Raw genomic sequence first — 15,308 nt, forward strand, 5'->3', positions numbered from 1 at the left:
TAACAAAAAAAGTTAATTTAAGTCAAAATATTTTTCTGAAACAAGCTCTGTGCCGCACTCCCCGCAGGTTACATCCGATAAAGCATCGCTAAAAGCTTTTAAATTTTTGCTTTCCATATGGAACCGGATTTCGACCGTATCGGTATAACCGGTATGATCGATCACGCCGCCATACTGGGGTATCAGCGCTGCAACCGCGGAGTAGCGCGCGTAACCGCAGCTGATATCCAGCACGGAACAGGGCTTCATCACCGCAACGCCCGATTGTTCCAAAGCAATCGCGGCCGTATGGGAATATGCCCTGACCAGTCCTCCGGTGCCAAGCAGCGTTCCGCCGAAATAGCGGGTTACAACAACTACCGCGTCCGTTATTTCCGATTTCAGGAGAACATCCAGCACCGGCAACCCCGCGGTGCCCTGTGGCTCTCCGTCGTCGGAGTGCCGGGCTATTCCTCCCTTTCTCAGGCTGTAAGCGTAAACATGATGGTTTGCCTCGCGGTAGAGGGCCTTCTCTCTCCGCAGAAAAGAAATTGCTTCCTCCTCGTCGGCAACAGGCGCGGCGGCACCGATAAACCGGGAGCGGCGGTCTGTAAATTCCACCCGGACGGCCGCCTTCAGTGTTCGATATTCTTCTTCCATCCCCTGTCTCCCCCCGAAAAAAAAGATAGACGGCGCTTTTCTCGCCGTCTATCCGTACAAAATCGCTTTTACTTGCCGATGCCGTAACGCTTTTTAAACATATCGACACGGCCGCTTGTATCAATCAGCTTCTGTTTTCCCGTGAAAAACGGGTGGCATTTGGAGCAAATTTCAACACGGATGTTTTCCTTCGTTGATCTTGTATGAATTACATTTCCGCATGCGCAGGTGATCGTTGTATCCTGATACTGCGGATGGATCTTTTCCTTCATTCCTGTCACCTCTTTATCAACCTTACTCCATACTGCGAAGATTATAACATACACGACGGCTAATTGCAAGGACTATTTCCACCGCATTTCAATATTGCGGCTGTTGAGCCAAATAGGCGACATATTCTTCCAGACACATGGAATACTCCCTCATTTTAACCGCATTTTCCGTGCCGACATATCGGTAATGATCCGGCTGGGATCCCATTCCCGTCAGCGATTCCTTGTCGCCGGGATAGCGCAGAATGAAACCGAAGTATACACTGTTTTCGGAAAGCCAATGATATTGTTTGGTCGCCGCAAAATCGGACCCTTTTTTCCCTTCCGCGGAAAACGTCGCGGCCAGACCGGTCTGATTTTCATTGCATCCTCCCTTGCCCACGGTATTCTGCGCCTGACTTTCCGCGCGAACGCGGGAAAGATGTTCTTTCTGCATCAGGCGCTGAGTTTCAGCTTCATAAAGGCGGTTTTGCTCATCCGAATCCACATATCCCCCCGATAATGTCAGAGGGCAGCCGTCCGATTCCGCCTGAGCCATCATTTTTTTCAGAGCGGGCAAAATTCTTTGATCCACCCGATACCCGTCATAATCCGTCAATTCCGCCTTGTATCCGGATTCCAGGGGATGCGATAAATTCACCAGCATCAGATTCAGAGAATCGTCGTAGACGGGCAGACTGTCAACGTCGGATGATGCGGAGCCGGATGCCTGCAGAGAAGTATTTTGCGCCTTCTGTTCAAAAAAGTCCCGCATCTGGGACCACGCCAAAAGTCCTCCCGCCGCCACAGACAGCAAGAGCGCAGTCAGGATTACCGTCATCACAATCTTGATTTTTTTTATCTGATTCTGGCTGCGCCACTGGGCGCGCGATTTAATAATTTTTTCCCTTCGTTTCAGCATTTGCTCCATCCATTCCGTCCAATTCCGCCAATTCTTCTTTTTCATTGTATAACTTATCTGAAATGAATGCAACTGTTGGAGCATTTTCGGGATCTCTGCCAATTTATCGGCACTTAATTGATTTTTTTTCGTGATTCTAGTATGATGTAATAGATAAAATAGGTAATTAATACAAAATAAGCAGTAATGGAATGAGGCTGCAAGAAAATGAGAAAAACAAAAATTGTCTGTACACTGGGACCCGCAACAAAAGAGGAAGAGGTCATCCGTCAGCTGATGCTGTCCGGTATGAACGTCGCGAGACTGAACTTCTCGCACGGGACAGGAGCGGATCAGAAGCCCTATGTCGATCTGGTCAAAAAGCTGAGGCAGGAGTTGGATCTTCCGGTTGCTCTTCTCCTCGACACCAAAGGGCCTGAAATTCGGATCGGAAAATTTGAGAAACCGTCCGTCACCCTGAATACCGGAGACCGTTTCACGCTTACAACACGCGACGTTGCCGGTGACGATAAGTGCGTTTCCGTTACCTTTGAACGGCTGCCCAAGGAGGTTCACCCCGGCACAACGATCCTGATCGACGACGGGCTGATCGCGCTGAAAGTTGAGTCCTGCACGGAGACGGACGTGCTCTGCACCGTTGAAAACGGCGGAACCATCTCCTCTCACAAGGGAATCAACGTGCCCGGAGCGCATCTTTCCCTCCCGTTCATCAGCGAGAAGGACCGGCAGGACCTTGCTTTCGGCGTGGAGGAAAATTTTGATTTTATCGCCGCGTCCTTTACCCGCAGCGCGCAGGATATCATCGAACTTCGCTCTGAATTGCAGAAACTCGGGTGCCATAACATCCGCATAATCGCAAAAATTGAAAACACAGACGGCGTCCAGAATATTGAGGACATCATTCGGGTTTCCGACGGCATTATGATCGCAAGGGGCGATCTGGGCGTTGAAATTCCTCTGGAAGAGATCCCGATTATTCAGAAAAAGCTGATTAAAAAGGCCTCCAACGCGGGCCTACAGGTAATTACCGCGACACAAATGCTGGATTCCATGATGAAGAATCCACGCCCGACCCGTGCGGAAGCGACTGATGTCGCAAACGCGATTTACGACGGCACCAGCGCGATCATGCTTTCCGGAGAAACCGCCGCGGGACTGTACCCCGTCCTCGCCGTGAAAACCATGGCGAAGATTGCGGAGCGCACCGAAAACGACATCAATTATATTGAGCGGTTCAAAAAGCGTGATTTTTACGAACAGCCGAATGTTACCTCCGCCATTTCGCACGCAACCTGCACGACGGCATACGACCTGGGCGCCGTTGCGATTATTACGGTGACGAAAACCGGCCGCACGGCCAGAATGATCTCCAAATACCGCCCGTCCCACCCCATTATCAGCGGCACGACGGACCCGACGGTTCTTCGCCAGATGAACCTTTCCTGGGGAGTGGTCCCGGTGCTTGTGGAAGAGAAAGACACTACGGACGAACTGTTTGATCACGTGGTGGAAACCGCGAGAAAGCGCGGCCTTGTCCGGGACGGCGACCTTGTCGTCATTACCGCCGGAGTCCCTCTCGGCGTCTCCGGAACAACGAACCTACTCAAAGTTCAGCTGGTCGGGGATGTTCTGGTCTCCGGCAGAGGCGTATCCAAAGGCAGCGTGTGCGGCAACCTCTGCGTCTGCAGGGATGAAAAGGAAGCTCATGAGCGTTTTAAAGACGGAGACATCCTCGTTATCCCGGAAACGTCCAACGATATTCTTTCCATTCTGAAATCGGCCTCCGCGATTATCACAGAACGAGGCGGAATGAATTCCCACGCGGCTATCGTAGGACTGACGCTTGGAAAGCCCGTCATTGTAGCCGCGCAGAATGCCACCCAGCTGCTGAAAAGCGGCACCGCCGTTACGGTTGACGCAGGGCGCGGAATTGTCTTCAGCGGACAAAAATGCAAAAAAGGCTGAAGAAATAAAGACCTTTTTCCCCTCTTTTCCTCTGGGAAAGAGGCTTTTTTAATTTCTGTTCTTCTCAGAATTACTATTTTGCCCCGCTGACACATAGATGTATTTCGGAGGTGAAAATATGTATTATGTCAATGTGGAACGCGGAGTGAAACTTGCGGTTTATGATTTGAATCCCGCGGGTAAAAAAACTGTTTTTTTGGTTCACGGCTGGCCCTTAAATCACATGATGTTCGAGTATCAGTTTGACCTTCTTCCAAAGCTAGGTTTCCGTTGCATCTCGATTGATCTTCGTGGATTTGGAAACTCGGATGCCCCATGGAACGGCTATGACTACGGCCGCCTTGCGGATGATCTTTACGAAGTGATCCGAATGATCGGCGTTTCGGAAATGACACTGGTCGGTTTTTCCATGGGCGGAGCGATTGTGATTCGTTATATGTCGCGGTATAAAGAATATAAGATTTCAAAGCTGGCGCTGCTTTCAGCGGCTGCCCCCTGTTTTGTCAGCCGCGAAGGATGTCCGGGAGGGCTGCCTCTTGAGCAGGTTAATTCATTAGTAGCGCAGATCAGCCGCAACCGGCCGCAGGCGATCTATGATTTCGGGCAGAATTTTTTTGCGCAGCCGGTTACGCCGCCGTTCGCGGAATGGTTCCGTTCCGTTACCCTTTCCGGCCCGGGATACAGCACCCTGAAAACCGCGGAAACGCTGCGGGATGCGGATCTGCGCGCGGACCTTGAACAAATCACGGTGCCAACAGGCATTTTTTACGGTGTTTTGGACAAAATATGTCCGAAAGAACTTCCGCTTACCCTGAACCGGAAGATTCGAAATTCCAAATTGTTCCCGTTTGAACAAAGCGGGCATGCCGTATTTTACGATGAGTTGGAAAAGTTTAATCAGGAATTTTCCAGTTTTCTCACCAGCTGAGCTGCCCGCAGTTCAGCGAGCGGAGACGGAGGAAACCGTTTATGACTGCACTGCTGGACCGAAAAAACTGTATCGGCTGCGGTTTATGCGCATATACCTGTCCCGAAGTATTCCGTATGGCTGACGACGGTTACGCGAAAATCATACAGGAAAGGGTGCCCAGAGAAGCCGAGCGCACCGTTTTGGTCGCGAGGGACGAATGTCCCGTAAATGTTATTTCAGTTTCGAAGAAAGAAAACGATTCCTGATCCGGTGCGGACCAGGAATCGTTTTTTCGATTTTATCAGCGGGGAAGCTCCAGGACCGCTCCGCGGTTGCCCGAAGTAACAAGCGCCGCATATCTGGCCAGATATCCGCTTGTGATTTTCGGCTTTCTCGGCCTCCATTCCTTTCTGCGCGCTTCCAGCTCCGCGTCATCCACAAGAACATCGACCCGGTTACTTGAAATATCAATGCGGATTCTGTCCCCGTCCTTTACCAGCGCAATCGGCCCGCCGACCGCGGCTTCCGGCGATACATGTCCAATCGCCGCTCCTCTGGTCGCACCGCTGAACCGCCCGTCGGTAATAAGGGCAACGCTGCCGCCAAGGCCGCGTCCCATGATCGCACTGGTCGGATTGAGCATTTCACGCATCCCCGGTCCGCCTTTCGGGCCTTCGTACCGGATCACTACGACGTCTCCCTCGACGATTTTGCCGGAATTGATTGCCTCAATCGCGTCCTCTTCGCAGTCGAAGACTTTCGCCGGTCCCTCGTGGGTCATCATTTCGGGCGACACGGCGGAACGCTTGACCACACAGGAATCCGGCGCCAGATTGCCGCGAAGGACAGCGATCCCGCCGGTTTTGCTGAACGGATTTTCGACCGGACGAATCACCTCCGGATTCCGGTTGACGGCGTTTGCGATATTCTCCCCCACGGTTTTTCCCGTGCAGGTCATCAAATCCGTTTTCAACAGCCCCAGCTTATTAATCTCGTGCATTACGGCGTAAACACCGCCCGCCTCGTTGAGTTCTTCTATATACGCATGCCCGACAGGCGCCAAATGGCACAGACAGGGCGTATGGTTGCTGACATCGTTCGCAAAATCAAGGTTCAGCTCGATGCCGCATTCGTGCGCGATCGCGGGAAGGTGAAGCATACTGTTGGTGCTGCAGCCGAGCGCCATATCAATGGTCACCGCGTTGCGGAACGCGCCCTCCGTCATAATATCGCGCGGACGGATGTTTCTCCGCAGAAGCTCCATCACCTGCATTCCGGCATGTTTCGCCAGCTGAATCCGTTCCGAATAGACCGCCGGGATCGTGCCGTTGCCGGGGAGCCCCATGCCGAGAGCTTCCGTCAGGCAGTTCATGCTGTTCGCCGTATACATACCGGAGCAGGAACCGCAGGTCGGGCACCCCTTGTTTTCAAATTCACAGAGCGTTTCTTTGGAGATTTTGCCGGTATCGTATTCCGCTACGGCCTCCGACACACTGGAAAAGCTGACTTTTTTTCCGTTTACCTTCCCCGCCAGCATCGGACCGCCGCTGACGAACACGGTCGGAAGATTCAGGCGCGCCGCCGCCATCAGAAGGCCCGGAACATTTTTGTCACAGTTCGGGACCATGACGAGCGCGTCGAACGCGTGGGCAAGCGCCATGGATTCTGTGGAATCCGCGATCAGCTCGCGGGAAACAAGCGAATACTTCATCCCCTGATGCCCCATGGCGAGCCCGTCGCAGACGGCGATCGCGGGGAAAACAAGCGGGGTTCCGCCGGCCATGGAAACGCCCAGCTTAACCGCTTCCACAACTTTGTCCAGATTCATATGCCCCGGTACGATTTCGTTGTAGGAGCTGACAACGCCGATCAGCGGACGGTCGATTTCTTCATTGGTCAGCCCAAGTGCGTGGAGCAGGGCGCGTTTTGGCATGCTTTTTGTTAATGCTTCACTGTTCATTGATAACACCTCGCAGTTAATTATGTATGGGACGGCGATTTCTCGCCGCCTGCCTGAAAATACACGTTATGAAAATACTCTCTGTGCATATCGGACGGAACCCATCGCGTCCGGCGAATAAAAATCCGCGTGAATGTGTTCCGCGTATTCCTGCGTCAGAACGGCGCCGCCGACCATTACCCTGCAATCGGGAACGGCTGTTCGCAGCTGACGGATCGTTTCCTCCATATTGACAACCGTGGTGGTCATCAGTGCGCTTAAGCCAACCAGGCGCACCTTCTGAGCGACCGCTGTTTCCACAATTGTTTCGGGAGCGACGTCTCGTCCAAGGTCAAGTACGTCGAATCCGTAATTTTCGAGCAGCACCTTCACAATATTTTTGCCGATGTCGTGAATATCGCCCTTTACCGTGGCCAGAATGATTTTCCCCTTTTTCTCCGTCTGACCGCTCTCACTCATTTTTGCCCTCAGAACCTCGAACGCGGATTTGGCGGCTTCCGCGCTCATTAACAGCTGCGGAAGAAACAGGGTTCCTTTTTCGAAATCCTTTCCGACCCGGTCGAGGGCCGGAATCATTTCGGTATTGATGATTTCAAGCGGCTCCCTCGACGCTAAAAGCCGGGACGCCGCGGAACCCGCGCTTTCTTTCAAGCCGCGAAGAATCGCGTCGCTCAGCGCAACCTCTCCGCCGGCCGGGGCTGCGGGTTTTATCTCCTCCTGCTGAGAATACCGTCCGATATACTCCATACAGCGGTCGTCCGCCCCGCTGAGTGCGCAAAACGAGCGATACGCGTCCATCATTGCCGCAGAACCCGGATTGAGGATCGCGGCGCCAAGGCCGTTCTGCATCGCCATGACAAAAAACGCCGCGTTGATTCGTTCCCGCCCGGGCAGCCCGAAGGAAATGTTGGAGACGCCCAGCGAAGTATGCGCCCCAAGGCGGTCCCGAATCAGCCGAAGGGCCTCGAGCGTAACCGCGGCGTTCTGCTGCCCGGCGCTGATGGTCATGGCAAGCGGGTCAAACACCAGGTCTTTTTTCTCCAACCCGTATTTCCGGGCGGTGGAAAGGATTTTTTCGGCAATCCGGAACCTGCCCTCCGCCGTTTCAGGGATTCCGCTCTCATCCAGCGTCAGGGCAATGACCACGCCGCCGTATTTCCTGACCAGCGGAAAAATCGCCCTCATGGATTCCTCCTTGCCGTTGACCGAATTCACCAACGGTTTTCCGTTATAAACCCGCATGGCTGCTTCCATTGCCTGCGGACTGGAGGTATCGATTTGAAGCGGCAGGTCGGTGACGCCCTGAATTTCCCGAACCGTGCGGCTGAGCACCGCCGTTTCATCCAGCTCCGGCAGGCCGACGTTCACGTCCAGCACCTGGGCTCCGTTCTCCTGCTGGGTAACGGCTTCCCGAAGCAAATAATCCATATCGTTTTCCCGAAGCGCCTGTTTCAGCCGTTTTTTGCCGGTCGGGTTGATTCTTTCTCCGATCAGCACGGGCCGCTTCCCGAACATCACCGTGCGGGAATAAGAGGTTACAACCGTAATCTCCTTTTTCGCAACCGGCTTCGGTACGACCCGCGCGCACTGTTTTGTCACCGCGCGGATATATTCCGGAGTCGTGCCGCAGCACCCGCCGACGACCCAGGCTCCGCTTTCCGCAATTTCTTTCACATCGGCGGCAAATTCCTCCGGGGTGACGTCATACACATTTTCTCCATCCACGACACGGGGCAGTCCGGCGTTCGGGTTCACAACGACAGGAACCGAGCAGCATTCCAAAAGCCGAGGAAGAAGCCTCTTCATCTGGTCTGGCCCGAATCCGCAGTTCAAACCCAGCGCGTCAACGCCGAGTCCCTCCAGCAACGCGACAAACGCCGGAATATCCCCGCCGGTCAGCAGGCGTCCGGTTTCGTCGACGATCATGGTAGCGAAAACGGGCAGAGACGTGTTTTCTTTCGCCGCGAGAGCCGCCGCCTTGCATTCCAGCGTATCTCCCATTGTTTCGATCAGGATCAGGTCTGCGCCCGCTTTTTCTCCGGCGGCGGCGGTCTGCGCAAAAACCGATACGGCCTCTTCAAACGCAAGGTCTCCGATCGGTTTCATCAGTTTCCCCGTAGGCCCGATATCCATAGCGACCAGCGCGCCTGTTTTTTCTGCCGCCGCTTTTGCCAGTCTTACCGCCGCGGAGACGATTTCTTCCACCCCATGCCCGCTGCCGCGCAGCTTGATTCGGTTCGCGCCGAAGGTGTTTGTTTTTAAAATATCCGCTCCGGCCTCAGCATACTGCCTGTGAATGTCTTCGATCAAATCCGGCTTTTCAAGATTCCATAGTTCCGGCAGTTCCCCGGCCCCCAAACCGTTTGCCTGAAGAAGCGTGCCCATGCCTCCGTCGAAAAAAATCATGCGCCGTCCCAGATCATGTTTCAGATTCATTTGTTCCCTCCGTTCTGAACGGGCAGTTTTGTGCGCCGCATTCCATGCACTTGCCGATATGGCAGCTTGTTTTGTCCGCCGTTATCCCAATGACCGCCGTCACCGACTTGGTTGGTACCAGCAGAAAGCTTTCCGTCATGGACAACCCGATCCGTTTCGTAGAATCAAGGATCTGCAGAATGCCCCGCTGGTGGCGGATGGAAAAGTCCCCGTAGCCCGGACTGTACCGCGGCCGAAGATGCAGGTCCTGTCCCGCCGCCGCCTCCGCCAGAATTTCCTGCTGCCGGTCGCAGTAGCTCTCCATTCTTGCGGCGGCCGCGGCCTGAAACACTGCCGCAAGGCTCATATCCGTTTTCGAATATCGCTCCAGCAGGAGGTCGGCCTGCGGCCCAAGCGTCGCGGCAAACAAATACGCTTCCGTGCATCCGGCCAGATGCCTGCTCAAATCACGGCTTTTGATTTCCAGCCGCCCGACCGTAACGGAACCGTCCGAAAAAGCAACGGGAAAGCGGCGGCAAATGCTTCTGCCGGGACATGTTTTCGTCAACTCGTCAAGGCAGTACCAAATTTTGCGGCGAACTTCTTCCCCTGCGGGACTTCCCCGGTAGCCAAGGTAGCGAAGCGCTTCTTTTTCTTCCTTCCCCACAAAACGCCCTTCCCTTCCAATTTGCTTTTCGTCAAATAAACAAAAATCCCGTCTTCTCCTAAAAGAAGACGAGACTGTAATCCCGTGGTACCACTTCCGTTCACCCGCGCCTTAAGCACCGGGCCTTATCGGGTACAACCGCGCAGCACTTGCCCGCATACCCTGTTTCGTTAACGGGAACCCCCGTCGCAGCCTAAACGGAATCCGTCTCGGTGCGCCGCTCAAAAGTGATGTTCAATCTTACCCGCGCCAGCTTCCTTACAGCCCGGCTATTGCCGTGGAATGCTCTCTGTATGACGTTCCGGGTGATTTACTTTCTTTGTCATCGCGTTTTGTACGATTGAATTTTCTTTATTATAACCGACCCGGTGTTTCAAGTCAATGCTTCCCTGTGAAAAGTTCTTTTCTTGCTTTTGCGCTTTCGTCCGTTTATAATTGACAGAGCGCAAAGAATTGCCTTCTACGGAAAAACTGCTTGATCCATCAAGGAGAGTTGGTATGAAAAAGAAAATTGGAATTTCAGCCGCGGTACTTGCCGTATGCGCCCTGATTTTTGTGGGCTATCTGACTTTTCTCGCGCCGAAAGCGCAGGGCGGACAAAAGTCGGTAAAAATCGAAGTAGTGATCCCGTCAAAAAATATTGACCGCACCTTTCAGTACAAGACGGACAGATCCTACGTTTCAGAACTTCTGGACGATAAAAAGAGTGATTTGCAGGCCGAAATGGAGGACAGTCAATACGGCAAATTTATCTCCGGAATGCTTGGAGTCAAAGCCGACCCCGCAAAAGAATACTTTCATCTTAAAGTGGACGGAACCGACGCGACGGTGGGAGTTTCCCAGCTGCCGCTGGAAAACGGAAAAATTTACACTTTCACCTTAACGTCCTTATGAAGCAGGGTACGCCCGCGATTCGGGACATTGCGCTGATCGGTGTATGGGCCGCGCTGACTTTTGGGGTCAAGCTGGTGCTTGCCCCCGTCATTGGCGTCGAACTTGTTTCGCTTCTCCTTGCCGTTTTCACCGTGGTAGCGGGGTTCGGCAGAGGCATTGCCGCCGCGTTGGTTTTCACCAGCATTACCGTCCTGGAAAGCGCATATTACGGGGCGGGCGACTGGATCGTCCTCTACTACATCAACTGGCCGCTGCTGACGGTCCTGACGCGCGTTTTTCTTAAAAAGGGTTCCGGGGAACTGCGCGCCGCCGTCCTGCTCGGCCTGTTCGGCCTGCTGTTCGACCTGCCCTCCGGCGGGATCAAACTGGTTTTGTTCGGGCCGGTCTATGCGCTGACCTATCTGATCAGCGGAATCCCGTTCGACCTGGCTCACGGCGCGTCAAATTTTATCACCGCGTTATTTTTATTCCGGCCGCTGGCGGACAGGCTGGACCGTTTGAAAAGCGGAATCTGGAAAATATAAGGAAACACGGCGACCGCCGCCGGAGTACATTTTCAGCAAGAGAACCGGGAAATTATCCAGAAAACAGTTGACGTTCAATCTTTCCGGCTCTATACTGGTATTCGGAATCCAAACCGATGGGAGCTTACCGATGTCTACAATCCGTTAATCAAAGAAATATGCCTTGTAAAACTTGCTGCGTGTTGCGCGGCTTGTTTGTGTTAGGCAATTTTAAGGGTTAATGGATATTGCCGGATTCTTGGTTTGGATTCAAAGCCGTTACTGGCTGTAATTTTGAAAAACCGAAAACCGCGTCAGGGTATCTGTGCCTTGACGCGGTTTTTTCTTGTTTGCAGGAGGAAAACTCATGAGAAATCTCTATGTTTACAGTCCGCCTTTTTGCTCCTTCCTGATGAAAGCGCTCATTACAGGAAGGAAAATTAAATTTGAAAAAAGTAAAATGGACGGCGCGTTATCTCAGCACGCCGGCAGCGGTTAGGTACTGCAAGCATTGCGGCGTCAAGACCGTCTTTGTCTCCAGCGGCCTTTTTCGGGTGAATGCTCAACAGAAAGCGCTGGACGTCTGGCTGATTTTCAAGTGCCAAAACTGCGACACAACATGGAACTGTACGATCATGTCCCGCGTTAATCCTCACGCGCCGGCGCCGGATTTACTTCAGGGGTTTCACTCAAATGACGAAGACCTGGCAATGCGCTGGGCGACGGACACGGCGCTGCTCAAAAGGAACGGTGCCGAGCCGGGAATTCCGGAAATTGAAATTCTTGGCGATACGGTTGATTTCACCGAGCCGGTTGACATCGAGCTGACTGCCGAATGGCCCGCCGAATCTAAAGCGGCAACAGCCATCCGGGGAAAACTCGCAGTTTCCAGAAGCCAATTCGATCAGCTGTGTGAAAGCGGAAGAATCCGCTGCACATCGGGGCAAAACCTGAAAAAGTGCAAGCTTGCGGGCAAAATTCTGATCGAAATCCGATAGGCATAAGAAAGGCGCGGGGTGAATTTTCATCCCGCGCCTTTCATTTTTGGCTCGACGCCCGCCAAAGCTGCCGTCGATCGGATTCAGCCGCAAAGAGATCATCGCATAAAAACAGCCCCTGAGGTCAGTCTGAAAAGCCGGTTCGCCGGCCGACTTTTCAAGTACCTCTTTCGGGGCTGACAAGAATAGATGATGTCCCTTTTCAGACTACGTCGTATCCCTGATCCTCGATCGCATTGCGAATCTGATCCGGATTGACCTTTGCGGGGTCGTATTGAGTCGTAACTTTCTTCCCCCGTAAATCCACGGCGACGCTTTCCACGCCGTCCAGAGCACCCACCGCCGTCTTGACGGCGTGCTCACAGTGACTGCAGGACATTCCATTGACATTAAGAACCAATTCAGCTTTTGACATTTTGAATTCCTCCTTTAATTTTTGACGGACCGTTCCATCGGCCGAAACCGTTTCAGACTCAGCGAGTTGGTGACGACCGACACGGAGCTGAAAGCCATCGCCGCGCCGGCGATCATCGGATTTAAAAATCCGAAAGCGGCAAACGGAATTCCGATGGCATTATAGAAAAATGCCCAGAACAGATTTTGCCGGATTTTGCGCATCGTCCGTCTGGAAAGACGGATCGCAGCAGAAATGGTGCGCAGATCGCCGCGCATCAGGGTAATATCCGCGGCCTCCATCGCGACGTCCGTCCCGGTGCCGACCGCCATGCCGATATCCGCCGTGGCAAGCGCGGGAGCGTCGTTGATGCCGTCCCCGACCATGGCAACCACTTTTCCGGACTTCTTGAGCTTTTCTACCTCTTCCGCCTTGTGTTCCGGCAAGACTTCCGCAAGGACGTGCCCGATACCGACCTGTTTTGCGATGGCACCGGCAGTTCTGCGGTTGTCTCCCGTGATCATGTAAACGTCGACGCCCATCTCCTGAAGTTCTCGAATTGCCTCCGCGGAATGCTCTTTCAGCGTATCCGCAACCGCAAATACAGCTTCCGCCTGACGGTCAACCGTCATCAGCATGGCTGTCTTCCCCTCATTCTCCAGCTTTTCCAGAACGGACGCGACACCGGAAGCATCAATTCCGTTTTCATCCAATAATTTTCGCGTGCCCAGAAGGACACTCTTCCCTTCCACAACGGCCCGGACGCCGCGGCCCGGAATCGTTTCAAACTGAGAGGGATCCGCCACGGATTCCGAATGATCTCTGCCGTACTCATAAATAGATACGCCAAGCGGATGTTCCGAACGCTTTTCCGCTGAAGCCGCAAGCTTTAAAAGCTCCGTTTTATCTAAATCTCCGAGTACAACCAGATCGGTGACCTCAGGCTTGCCTTTGGTGATAGTCCCGGTCTTGTCCATGACAACGGCGTTCAGGCGGTACGCCGTTTCCAGATGCTCTCCGCCCTTGATGAGAATCCCGTTTTCCGCCCCAAGGCCTGTGCCGACCATGATCGCCGTGGGAGTCGCAAGCCCCAGCGAACACGGACAGGCGATGACCAGAACCGAAACCGCGCTGACAATAGACTGGTTCAGGTCGCCGGTCGATAAAAACCATGCGAGGAACGTCACGACGGCAATCCCGATGACGGTTGGAACAAAAACGCCGGAAACACGATCGGCAATTTTCTGAATAGGCGCCTTGGAACCCTGCGCATCCTCCACCATCTTGACGATTTGGGCAAGAACCGTATCCCTGCCGATGAGGGACGCTTCAAACGTAAAGGTTCCGTATTTGTTGACGGTCGCGCCGATGCAGAGATCGCCCGGCTTCTTTTCCACCGGAATGCTCTCGCCCGTAAGCATGGACTCGTCAATGGAGGAAGAACCCTCCACGATTTTCCCGTCGACGGGAATCCGTTCGCCGGGCCTGACAATGATGCGTTCCCCGATTCTGACTTCTTCGACCGGAATATCCGCCTCTTTTCCGTCCCGGATTACCCGGGCGGTTTTTGCCTGCAGCCCCATCAGCTTTTTAATTGCTTCCGACGTTTTCCCTTTTGCAACGGCTTCAAAATATTTGCCCAAAAGGATCAGGGTGATCACGACGGCCGCTGCCTCAAAATAGAGGTCTTTATGGCCGTTTGCAGCCGGGGCCTCAAAGAAAACGTTATAAAGGCTGAAGAAATACGCGGCGGAAGTACCCATGGCGATCAGCACATCCATGTTGGCACTTCCGGAACGAAGCGCGTAATAGGCGTTGCGGTAATACCGGAATCCGATCACAAACTGAACCGGCGTGGCAACAATTAATTGAAAGTACTGATTTTGTAACAGCGGCGCATGCAGTCCGGTCATGGAAAAAATCATGGCCAACAGCAGAGGCGAGCTCAGAATAACGGATGCAATCAGGGAATATTTCAAACTGTTTACTTCTTTTTCCCTGGCTTCTCGCTCGTGGTCCTTAGAAACCTCTTCCGCCTGCTCCGCGCCGTACCCAAGGGATTCGACCGCGCCGACCAGGTCCGATATTTTCACGGCGTCCGGATCAAATTCCACCGTCGCTTTTTCCGTCGTCAGGTTCACGCCGGCATTTTTAACGCCTTCCATTCTGCTCAGCTTTTTTTCAATTCTGGCGGAGCATGCCGCGCAGGACATTCCGGTAATATTGAGGACGGTTTTACCCGACTGCCGCTCCGGATCGCGGATGACGGAATATCCCAGCTTTTCAACCGTTCCGTCCAGCCTTTCCGGGTCGACCTCGCCGTCGTCGTATTCCACGGTAGCTCGTTCCATTGCAAGATTGACGTTTGCGGACTTTACCCCGTCCACCCTGCGCAGCCCTTTTTCGATTCTTGTCGCGCAAGCCGCGCAGGACATGCCTGAAATCTTTATTGTTTCCTTTCTGACCATAAGTATCTTCCCTTCTGCATAGGAATTACCGATTCCCCGGTTTATTTCCGCCCTGCCGGTTCATCTTGCAGCAATCGGGAATGCCGTCGCCGAATTCCTTTTTATTTTCCTTTGCCATCTTTTCCAAAGACCGATTGATTGATTTTTTTATTTTATTCCAAAGCATCATAACAATTTGCTCCCTAGACAAAACCACGTATTGTAAAGTTAAATGAAAGTTGAGGACTCGTCAGCCCTTCTGGTACAATGGTTTTGACACAAAACAATGTACTCCCGAAAGGAGACGAGTCCTCATGACAAAATCATACCAGATTTGCTGTCC

General features: G+C 53.2%; 15 protein-coding genes. 6 read left to right on the forward strand and 9 right to left on the reverse strand.

All coding sequences use genetic code 11. From position 1 onward, the window contains the following. Nucleotides 1-12: 12 nt before the first annotated feature. The 3 genes from CAFE_RS18995 to CAFE_RS19005 all read right to left on the reverse strand — a co-directional run bounded on the left by CAFE_RS18995 (nt 13) and on the right by CAFE_RS19005 (nt 1,812). On the reverse strand, nt 13-639 hold the full coding sequence (locus CAFE_RS18995; RefSeq protein ID WP_066644154.1) for an IMPACT family protein: 627 nt from the start codon (nt 637-639) through the stop codon (nt 13-15). A gap of 68 nt (nt 640-707) precedes the next feature. Further along, nucleotides 708-911, reverse strand: a complete 204-nt coding sequence (gene rpmE / locus CAFE_RS19000; RefSeq protein WP_066644153.1) for a 50S ribosomal protein L31 — start codon at nt 909-911, stop codon at nt 708-710. An 88-nt stretch (nt 912-999) separates the two neighbouring features. After that, nucleotides 1,000-1,812, reverse strand: a complete 813-nt coding sequence (locus tag CAFE_RS19005; RefSeq protein WP_166525188.1) for a M15 family metallopeptidase — start codon at nt 1,810-1,812, stop codon at nt 1,000-1,002. Between the two features lie 207 nt (nt 1,813-2,019). Here CAFE_RS19005 and pyk point away from each other — a divergent pair, with 207 nt between their 5' ends. The 3 genes from pyk (at nt 2,020) to CAFE_RS19020 (ending at nt 4,953) form a co-directional block, all read left to right on the forward strand. After that, entirely contained in the window at nt 2,020-3,777 is a 1,758-nt protein-coding gene (pyk, locus tag CAFE_RS19010; protein WP_066644151.1) for a pyruvate kinase, read from the forward strand. A gap of 118 nt (nt 3,778-3,895) precedes the next feature. Next, on the forward strand, nt 3,896-4,705 hold the full coding sequence (locus CAFE_RS19015; RefSeq protein ID WP_156991442.1) for an alpha/beta fold hydrolase: 810 nt from the start codon (nt 3,896-3,898) through the stop codon (nt 4,703-4,705). A gap of 41 nt (nt 4,706-4,746) precedes the next feature. Next, a complete protein-coding gene (locus CAFE_RS19020; RefSeq protein ID WP_156991443.1) occupies nt 4,747-4,953 on the forward strand; it encodes a ferredoxin in 207 nt (68 codons plus the stop codon). A gap of 35 nt (nt 4,954-4,988) precedes the next feature. Here the strand turns inward: CAFE_RS19020 and ilvD are convergent, their stop codons facing one another. The 3 genes from ilvD to CAFE_RS20545 all read right to left on the reverse strand — a co-directional run bounded on the left by ilvD (nt 4,989) and on the right by CAFE_RS20545 (nt 9,729). Continuing rightward, complete coding sequence (gene ilvD / locus CAFE_RS19025) at nt 4,989-6,647, reverse strand: dihydroxy-acid dehydratase (RefSeq protein WP_156991444.1); 1,659 nt, start codon at nt 6,645-6,647, stop codon at nt 4,989-4,991. 66 nt (nt 6,648-6,713) lie between these two features. Beyond that, entirely contained in the window at nt 6,714-9,083 is a 2,370-nt protein-coding gene (locus CAFE_RS19030; RefSeq protein WP_156991445.1) for a homocysteine S-methyltransferase family protein, read from the reverse strand. Continuing rightward, nucleotides 9,067-9,729, reverse strand: coding sequence for a vitamin B12 dependent-methionine synthase activation domain-containing protein (locus CAFE_RS20545; protein WP_066644146.1), 663 nt, complete (start codon nt 9,727-9,729; stop codon nt 9,067-9,069). The genes CAFE_RS19030 and CAFE_RS20545 overlap by 17 nt, the downstream gene beginning before the upstream one ends. Nucleotides 9,730-10,227: 498 nt before the next feature. Between CAFE_RS20545 and CAFE_RS19040 the strand changes: the two genes are divergently transcribed. The 3 genes from CAFE_RS19040 to CAFE_RS19050 all read left to right on the forward strand — a co-directional run bounded on the left by CAFE_RS19040 (nt 10,228) and on the right by CAFE_RS19050 (nt 12,124). Continuing rightward, nucleotides 10,228-10,623: a DUF4430 domain-containing protein gene (locus CAFE_RS19040; protein ID WP_066644144.1), complete on the forward strand. Its 396-nt coding sequence runs from the start codon at nt 10,228-10,230 to the stop codon at nt 10,621-10,623. Further along, the gene (locus CAFE_RS19045) at nt 10,620-11,147 is read left to right on the forward strand and encodes a hypothetical protein (RefSeq protein WP_066644143.1); all 528 of its coding nucleotides are present in this window, start codon (nt 10,620-10,622) and stop codon (nt 11,145-11,147) included. Before CAFE_RS19040 ends, CAFE_RS19045 begins: the two co-directional genes overlap by 4 nt. A gap of 425 nt (nt 11,148-11,572) precedes the next feature. After that, a complete protein-coding gene (locus CAFE_RS19050; RefSeq protein ID WP_156991446.1) occupies nt 11,573-12,124 on the forward strand; it encodes a DUF1062 domain-containing protein in 552 nt (183 codons plus the stop codon). 202 nt (nt 12,125-12,326) lie between these two features. Here the strand turns inward: CAFE_RS19050 and copZ are convergent, their stop codons facing one another. From copZ to CAFE_RS19065, 3 genes are read right to left on the reverse strand one after another with little or no spacing between them, the layout of a single operon-like run. Beyond that, on the reverse strand, nt 12,327-12,539 hold the full coding sequence (copZ, locus tag CAFE_RS19055; RefSeq protein ID WP_156991447.1) for a copper chaperone CopZ: 213 nt from the start codon (nt 12,537-12,539) through the stop codon (nt 12,327-12,329). A gap of 14 nt (nt 12,540-12,553) precedes the next feature. Continuing rightward, on the reverse strand, nt 12,554-14,986 hold the full coding sequence (locus CAFE_RS19060) for a heavy metal translocating P-type ATPase (protein WP_066644140.1): 2,433 nt from the start codon (nt 14,984-14,986) through the stop codon (nt 12,554-12,556). Nucleotides 14,987-15,011: 25 nt separating this feature from the next. Then, nucleotides 15,012-15,155 carry an LDCC motif putative metal-binding protein gene (locus tag CAFE_RS19065; RefSeq protein ID WP_156991448.1) on the reverse strand — a complete coding sequence of 48 codons (144 nt, stop codon included), beginning with the start codon at nt 15,153-15,155 and terminating at the stop codon, nt 15,012-15,014. Nucleotides 15,156-15,308 lie beyond the last annotated feature (153 nt).

The organism is Caproicibacter fermentans (assembly GCF_009746625.1).
Classification (GTDB): Bacteria; Bacillota; Clostridia; order Oscillospirales; family Acutalibacteraceae; genus Caproicibacter; species Caproicibacter fermentans.